General features: G+C 75.4%; 6 protein-coding genes and 1 pseudogene. 3 read left to right on the plus strand and 4 right to left on the minus strand.

The window, feature by feature from the left end:
- Positions 1 to 107: 107 nt before the first annotated feature.
- The 3 genes from ACF08B_RS14920 to ACF08B_RS14930 are packed head-to-tail and all read left to right on the plus strand — an operon-like array spanning position 108 to position 2,412.
- Complete coding sequence (locus ACF08B_RS14920) at positions 108 to 1,220, plus strand: alpha/beta hydrolase (protein WP_392317707.1); 1,113 nt, start codon at positions 108 to 110, stop codon at positions 1,218 to 1,220.
- Positions 1,217 to 1,399, plus strand: a complete 183-nt coding sequence (locus tag ACF08B_RS14925; protein ID WP_392317708.1) for a hypothetical protein — start codon at positions 1,217 to 1,219, stop codon at positions 1,397 to 1,399. The genes ACF08B_RS14920 and ACF08B_RS14925 overlap by 4 nt, the downstream gene beginning before the upstream one ends.
- A 5-nt stretch (positions 1,400 to 1,404) precedes the next feature.
- Entirely contained in the window at positions 1,405 to 2,412 is a 1,008-nt protein-coding gene (locus ACF08B_RS14930; RefSeq protein ID WP_392317709.1) for an alpha/beta fold hydrolase, read from the plus strand.
- A 117-nt stretch (positions 2,413 to 2,529) separates the two neighbouring features.
- Here ACF08B_RS14930 and ACF08B_RS14935 read toward each other — a convergent pair whose 3' ends face one another.
- From ACF08B_RS14935 to ACF08B_RS14950, 4 genes and pseudogenes are all read right to left on the minus strand, one after another.
- The gene (locus tag ACF08B_RS14935) at positions 2,530 to 5,361 is read right to left on the minus strand and encodes a BTAD domain-containing putative transcriptional regulator (RefSeq protein WP_392317710.1); all 2,832 of its coding nucleotides are present in this window, start codon (positions 5,359 to 5,361) and stop codon (positions 2,530 to 2,532) included.
- 46 nt (positions 5,362 to 5,407) lie between these two features.
- The gene (locus ACF08B_RS14940) at positions 5,408 to 6,412 is read right to left on the minus strand and encodes an AfsA-related hotdog domain-containing protein (protein ID WP_392317711.1); all 1,005 of its coding nucleotides are present in this window, start codon (positions 6,410 to 6,412) and stop codon (positions 5,408 to 5,410) included.
- A gap of 209 nt (positions 6,413 to 6,621) precedes the next feature.
- Positions 6,622 to 6,945, minus strand: a complete 324-nt coding sequence (gene fdxA / locus ACF08B_RS14945) for a ferredoxin (protein WP_093473446.1) — start codon at positions 6,943 to 6,945, stop codon at positions 6,622 to 6,624.
- Positions 6,942 to 7,055, minus strand: a pseudogene (locus tag ACF08B_RS14950) (2-oxoacid:ferredoxin oxidoreductase subunit beta); the annotation flags it as partial. The gene fdxA and the pseudogene ACF08B_RS14950, both read right to left, overlap by 4 nt.

Below are 7,055 nucleotides of genomic sequence, written 5' to 3' on the forward strand. Positions count from 1 at the left end.
GCCCCGCCCCGCCGGAACCACCCCGCCGGGGCCCGCCGTGCAACCGGCCCGCAAGCGGGGTCCGGGACGGTGAACGCCCCGCGGGACGGAAGAGACCGGAGACGCACATGGACCATCTCGCCGAACTCAAGGAATTCGCCCTCCTGCACGCCAGGGGACAGGGCATGGCGCCGCGCCGCGTCGAACGGATCCTGACCGGGATCACCAACGACACCTGCGGCGACCCGCGTTCCTGGGCCGCCACCTGGACCCGCGAGGGCCGCACCGCCGCCTCCTACGGCCGGCTCCTCGACGCCTGCGCGCACTTCGCGCTCGCCCGCTTCCCCCACCACGGCGACCCCGCCCGCGAGGCCGCCGGACGGCTCGTGGTGTCCACCTTCGACATCTGGCGCGAGCGCCGCCGGGACATCGTCCGGCTCGAACTGCCCTACGAGGGCGGCACCGTGTCCGCCTGGGCGACCGGCCTCGACGCCCCGCGCCCGCGCCCCCTGCTCGTCGTGACGGGCGGGATCGTCAGCGTCAAGGAGCAGTGGGCACCGCTGCTGCCGCTGTTCGCACGGCTCGGCTACGCCGCCGTCGTGACGGAGTTCCCCGGCGTCGGCGAGAACACCGTGCGCCACACCCCCGGCTCCTGGCGGCTGCTGCCCCACCTGATGGACCGGCTGGAAGGCCGGGCGAAGGTCTCCGACACCTCCATGCTCACCCTCAGCTTCAGCGGCCAACTGGCCCTGCGCGCCGCCACCGAGGACCCCCGCATCCGCCGGGTGCTCACCGTCGGCGCCCCCGTCGGCGCCTTCTTCACCGACCCCGCCTGGTGGCCGCACGTCCCCGGCATCACCGCCGACACCCTGTGCGCCCTGACCGGGGCCCCGGACCGCGCCACCCTCTGGTCCGAACTGCCCGAACACGCCATGACCGCCGAGCAGTTGCGCCGCGTACGCATCCCCGTCCGGTACGTCGCCAGCAGCCGCGACGAGATCATCCCGGCCGGCGAGCAGCACCTGCTGCGCGCCCTGCCCGACCTGCGCGTCAAGACCTTCGACGACGTCCACGGCTCACCCGCCCACCTGGGCGCGATGCGGCGCTGGCTGGTCTCGCAGCTGCTGCTGACCCGGATCACCGGCCGCCGTACCGCGGTCGCCGCCCCCACGACCGAAGAGGACACCGCCCGCACCCACCCCCGACCCACCGCCTTCGCACCCGGAGAGAGGCAGTCATGACCGGCAAACCCTTCACCAGGACCAAGGTCGCCACCGTGCGCCCCTGGCACAGTCTCGCCTCGCTCGGAGTGATCGAGAGCGATCTGACGCACACCCGCTTCCGGACCGGGCAGGCCCCGCACGACACCGGGGACCGGCCGGGCCCCACCCACCGCCCGAGCCGCCACGAGGAGGCCTGAGACCAGTGGCCGCGCAGAACACTCCCGGCCAGTCGTCGGGCGGTGGCGCCATCCGGCTGCGCCACCGCACGGTGCACGGCTACCGCAGAGCCTTCCGGATGGCCGGCAAGGGTGACGCCGTCCTGCTCATCCACGGCATCGGCGACTCCTCCGACACCTGGCGCGACGTCATGCCCGGACTCGCCAAGCACTACCGGGTGATCGCACCCGACCTGCTCGGCCACGGACAGTCCGACAAACCCCGCGCCGACTACTCGCTCGCCGCGTACGCCAACGGCATGCGGGACCTGCTCAGCGTGCTCGGCGTCGAACGCGCCACCATCGTCGGGCACTCCCTCGGCGGCGCGGTCGCCATGCAGTTCGCCTACCAGTTCCCGGACCGTTGCGAGCGGCTGGTGCTCGTCGGCACCGGCGGGATCAGCCGGCAGGTCACCCCGCTGCTGCGCGCGGCCACCCTGCCCGGCGCCCAGGCCCTGCTCCACCTGCTGCAACTCCCCACCTCGCGCTGGCAGATCGGGGCCGCGGTGAAGGTGCTCCAGTGGCTGCGCACCGACCTTGCCGTGGACGCGCCCGACATCCTGCGCGTGGTGGACGCGCTGCCCGACGCCACCTCCATCAACGCGTTCGTGCGCACGCTGCGGGCGGTCGTCGACTGGCGCGGCCAGGTGGGCACCATGCTCGACCGCTGCTACCTGGCCCAGGGGATGCCCACCATGCTGGTGTGGGGCGGCCGCGACCAGGTGGTGCCGGCGCTGCACGGCGGACTCGGCCACGTCTCGATGCCGGGCAGCCGGCTGGAGATCTTCGAGGAGGCCGGCCACTTCCCGTTCCGCACCGATCCCGACCGGTTCCGCGCGGTCCTGCGGGACTTCATCGACACCACCCGCCCGGCGAGCTTCAGCCCCGAGGAATGGCGCGACCTGCTCCGCAACCGCCGTCCCACCCCCCGGCCCCGCGTCGCACCGGAGCCGGCGGCCGACGGCCCGTCACCCCGCACCCTGCGCCCGGCCTGACCCCGCGCCGGACGCCACGGGAGAGCGGCCGGCAGCGGAAGGACCGACCCCCGGAGAGCCACGGCTCTCCGGGGGTCGGTCCTTGTCGCGGTTGCCGTTCTTCTTCTCGTGCGGGCCTCACGCCCGGCCGGCGGGCGCCGCGGGCGGGTTCATCAGCCATACACCGGGGCGTATCTCCAGCCGGGACCAGGCGGCGGGGCCGGTGCGGCGGTGGGCGCGGACGTGGTCCGCGGTGCGCCGCGCGTAGCCGTGCCAGCGGACGTCGCCCAGGGCCGCCGCCGCGGCGGCGCAGGCGTCGAGTTCCGCGAGGCAGTCGGCCGGGCGGCCCTCGACGAGGGCCAGCAGGGCCAGGCCCCGCCGGGCGTCCGCACAGCCCCGGGCGTCCCCGGCGGACCGGGCCCGGGCGAGCGCCTGCCGGTACAGCGCCCCCGCGCGCTCCGGCTCACCCTGTCCGAGCAGCACGTCCGCCTCCCCGGTGAGGCACCGGGCCGCCCCGATCCCGTCCCCGGCCAGTGCGAACAACCGGGCCGCGTGCCGATGGCAGTCGACGGCCCGGCCGGTGTGCCTGCGCTGCCAGGACAGGTCCCCGACCGAGCGCAGCAGCGCCGCCTCGGCCACGGCGTTCCCGGAGCGCCGGGCCGCGTCCAGCGCCTGCTCGTGACTGGCCTCCCAGTCGTCCCACAGCGCGCACGCCTCGTAGTAGCCGCCGAGCGCCGACGCCAGCGCGCAGACCAGGTCCCAGTGCCCGCCGGCGTGCAGTCCGCGCAGCACACCCAGCAGCCCGGCGGACTCCGCCTGGAGCCAGCGCAGCGGGGCGGCCACGGCCGGATCGTGCACGGGGAGGTCGCCGAGGTCCGGCACGAGGACGGACGCCAGCCGGTCCCGCCCCGGCGCGAGCCGTGCGTCGGCGGCCCGCGCCCGCAGCAGGCAGGCCCGGCCCAGCCGGGCCACGGCCTCCGCGACCGCCGCCGGGCCGTCCACCTCGGTCACCGTCTCCAGCGCCAGCGAACGCAGCAGCGGGTGATAGCCGTACCGCACCTCGCGCCCGCCGTCCGCGGGCCGGCGGGCCTCCAGCAACTGGGCCCGGACCAGCTCCTCCAGCCGCTCCTCGGCGGCCTCCGGCGCCAGGTCCAGCAGGGACCCGGCCACCCACAGCGGGAAGTCCGGCAGCGGGGCGAGGCCCAGGGTCCGGAACGCCTGCCGCTCCGCCTCCGGCACCTCCTGGTACGCCGCGAGCAGCCCGCCTCGCACGTCCAGGTCGCCGAGCGAGAGCGCGGCGAGACGGGTCCGCTCGTCGCCGAGCCGGCGGGCGAGGTCGGCCGGCGTCCAGTGCGGCCGGACCGCGAGGGCGCCGGCCGCCACTCGGAGGGCGAGCGGCAGCCGGCCGCACAGCCGGGCGATCTCCGCGACCGCGGCCGGGTCCTGCGCCATGCGCGGGCCACCCGTGGCGAGCAGCAGGGACTCCGCCGCGGGCCGGTCGAGCACGTCGAGCACCAGGTGCCGGGCCTGCTCCAGGGCGCCCAGCGGCCGGCGGGAGGTGAGGACGACGCAGGCGTCCGCAACGGCGGAGAGCAGCAGCCGCACCTGTGCCTCCGACACCACGTCGTCGAGCACGATCAGCAGGTCACGGCCCCGGGCCGCCCGGTGCAGCAGGTCCGCCAGCTCGTCCGGCTCGCCGGGCAGCGGGTCCGGGCCGTCGCCGGGCCGCAGCAGCCGGCGCAGCAGGGCGGTCAGCGCGGCCCGCTCCGTCAGCGCGCGGCCCGCCGAGTCCCGCAGGGACACCAGGACCCGCCCGGTGAACTCCTCGGCGTGGTGGGCGAGCTGGACCGCCAGCGCGGTCTTGCCGACGCCCGGCCGGCCCGAGACGGCCACGACGCACGGCCGCGTCCCGTCGCGTGACTGGGCGAACAGCGTCGTGTACCGGGCCAGTTCGGCGTCCCGGCCGGTGAAGTCGGTGAGCGCGGGCGGCAGCCACAGCAGCGGGCCGACGGGCGCCGCCGCGGGACCGGGCGGGTTTCCGGCACCGGCCGCCGCGGTTGCCGCCGCCCCGGCCTGTGCCGAGGACGGGACCCGGGCGACGGTGTCGGAGGCGGCCCCCGCGCCGTCCCCGCGCACCGTCCCGTCCGAGGCGCCGGCGGGCGCGGCCCGCGACGGAGCCGCCCGCGGCTGCGGCGGCCGGCGGCCCGGGTGCCAGGCGAGCGCCGGGTCGGAGGCGAGGACCCGGCTCAGTACGCGCTTGAGCGAGGCGTCGGGCTCGACGCCCAGCTCGTCGACGAGCGTGCGCCGCACCCGGTGGAAGGCCCGCACCGCGTCCGACTGTCGCCCGGACCGGTACAGCGCCACCATCAGCAGCTCGTGCAGCGTTTCCCGCATCGGGAACTCGTGTGCCAGAGCCATCAGTTCACCGATCAGCTCCTGATGGCGCCCCAGCTTCAGATCGGCCGCGATCCGCTGCTCCAGCACCTCGGAGCGCAACTCCTCGAGGCGTATGGCGGTCGTCTGCAGCGACGGTCCGTGGGGGATGCCGGAGAGGGCGGGACCGCTCCACAGCGCGAGCGACTCGGCCAGCAGCCGGGAGGCGGTCGCGTAGTCCCGCTCCTCGAAGGCGGCGCGCCCGCGTGAGCGCAGCGACTCGAACACCGTGAGGTCGAGGTCGTCGGGGCCGGCCCGCATGACATAGCCGGGCGGCTGGGTCAGCAGCGGCTGCCGGCCCGGCTCCGGGTCGGCGCCGCCCTCCGCCAGCAGGGCCTTGCGCAGCTGCGAGACGTACACCTGGAGGGTGGTGGCCGCGGTGCGCGGCGGGGCCACGCCCCAGAGCTCGTCGATGAGGCTGTGCGTGGAGATGACGCTGTTGCTCTGCACGAGCAGCGTGGCCAGTACCACGCGCGGTTTGGCTGCCGTCGGGGTGCGCGGGTCCATCCGCACGGGTCCCAGTACCCGAAAGCGCATCGGTGCTCCTTCGCGACGCCGGCCGGTACGGGACCGTCGGCGTGGTTCAGCAGATCTGGAGGACGGAGGTGGACACGGCCGCGACGACCCGGGTGCCCTGGGTGAAGACGAGGTCCAGTTCGGCGACGGGCCGGCCGGCGCCGTCGCGGCGCACCTCGCCGGAGGCGTCGGCCGTGCGCGGCCGTACGCCGCAGCGCAGCGGGAGCCCCGGCTCGGCGAACCCGCGGAACGCGGCATGCCAGTCGGTCAGCACGGCGTGCGCGGGCGCCAGCCCGTACAGCTCGCCGGCCCCGAACAGGGCCGCCTGGCGGGACACTTCGAGGAACAGCGCGGCCGGCACCTCGGATCCGGAGTCCGGCAGCACCTCGCGGGCCGCCGGGATGTTGACCGGGAAGACCAGTGCCGCCTCGTCCTCGTGCAGCGGCAGCCCGATCAGCACATTGCGGGTCGTGCGCCGGCCGACGAGTTCCGGGCCGGGCACCCCGTGCCCCGCGGGCAGTCCGCTGTGGCCGTGGGCGGTGCGTTCGCTCTCCCGGCGGCTGTGCGCGCGGTGGCTGCGGTAGACGCCGGGCATGAGGAACACCAGCCGGGCCGTGACCGTGCCGCACCGCTCGCCCTCGATGTTGATCGAGGCCCGGCAGTCCATCGCCCGCGGGACCCCGCCGACCAGCTCGGTGGGGGTGAGGTCGAGGTCCAGGGTCAGCTGGGCGGTGGGGGAGGTGCGCTCCCAGGGCGCCAGCGCGGTGACGGCCATCGTGCAGTCCGCGAGGAGGATCCGCCGGTTCTCCGGGACCCGGAAATACCGGCCCGCGGCGAACACCGCCATCTGCCGCAGCGACTCCATCGGGTACAGCAGGTCATGGAACGGCGCGGTCGAGTCGGAGAACAGGGCGTGGCGCTCGGGCAGTTCGGCGGAGAAGCCGAACCGGTGCCGGCCGGGCGGCATGGCGGAGAGCAGCAGGCCCTCGGGCGTGTCGGGCCGGTGCACGAGGTGGTGCGGTCCGAGGAAGTCGGCCGCGGGCGAGGGAACGAGCAGCGATCCGCTGTCCATGAGCGGCCCGCCCTGGCGGGCGGACCGCGGGCCGATGGAGGGAGGAGAGGGGAGATTCATGAAGGTCCTCTGCTGCGACGGAGTCCGGACGTTCGTGCGGTGGGACGGGAGGGGAAGCGGTGAGCCTTCCTCTGAACGGTCTCCGACGCCGCTGAAGAATCGGGGAAGCCCCAGGGAAGGACCCCTGGAGTCCGCTTTCCCCGGGCCGGTCAGCCCGGTTCCCGGACCGGCTCCGCGGCCACGAGGGGGTGGTCGGCGGGCAGCGGTCCCGCGGCGCTCGCCCCGGCGGGCGAACCGACCGGGGCGAAGACCTCCTGGTCGGCCCGGCGGTAGCCGGCCCACTCGGTGGGCAGCGCGTCCTCGTAGAAGATGGCCTCGACCGGGCACACCGGCTCGCACGCGCCGCAGTCGACGCATTCGTCCGGCTGGATGTACATCTTGCGCGGGCCCTCGTAGATGCAGTCCACCGGGCACTCGTCGATGCAGGCCTTGTCCTTGAGGTCGACACAGGGCTGGGCGATCACGTAGGTCATGAGGAACTCTCCACGGTCCAGGTGTCGTTGCCGGCGAGCAGGGCGGCCAGGTCGCCCTTGCCCTTCTGCTCGATGGCGGTGTCGAGCTGGTCGGCCATCGCCGTGTCGTA

This window comes from Streptomyces sp. NPDC015139 (genome assembly GCF_043079785.1).
Classification (GTDB): Bacteria; Actinomycetota; Actinomycetes; order Streptomycetales; family Streptomycetaceae; genus Streptomyces; species Streptomyces albidocamelliae.

What these genes read in the sequence shown, in the direction of transcription:
- ACF08B_RS14920 (WP_392317707.1), top strand. Translation starts at nt 108, where the DNA reads ATGGACCATCTCGCCGAACTCAAGGAATTCGCCCTCCTGCACGCCAGG.
- ACF08B_RS14925 (WP_392317708.1), top strand. Translation starts at nt 1,217, where the DNA reads ATGACCGGCAAACCCTTCACCAGGACCAAGGTCGCCACCGTGCGCCCC.
- ACF08B_RS14935 (WP_392317710.1), bottom strand. Translation starts at nt 5,361, where the DNA reads ATGCGCTTTCGGGTACTGGGACCCGTGCGGATGGACCCGCGCACCCCG.
- ACF08B_RS14940 (WP_392317711.1), bottom strand. Translation starts at nt 6,412, where the DNA reads ATGGACAGCGGATCGCTGCTCGTTCCCTCGCCCGCGGCCGACTTCCTC.
- fdxA (WP_093473446.1), bottom strand. Translation starts at nt 6,945, where the DNA reads ATGACCTACGTGATCGCCCAGCCCTGTGTCGACCTCAAGGACAAGGCC.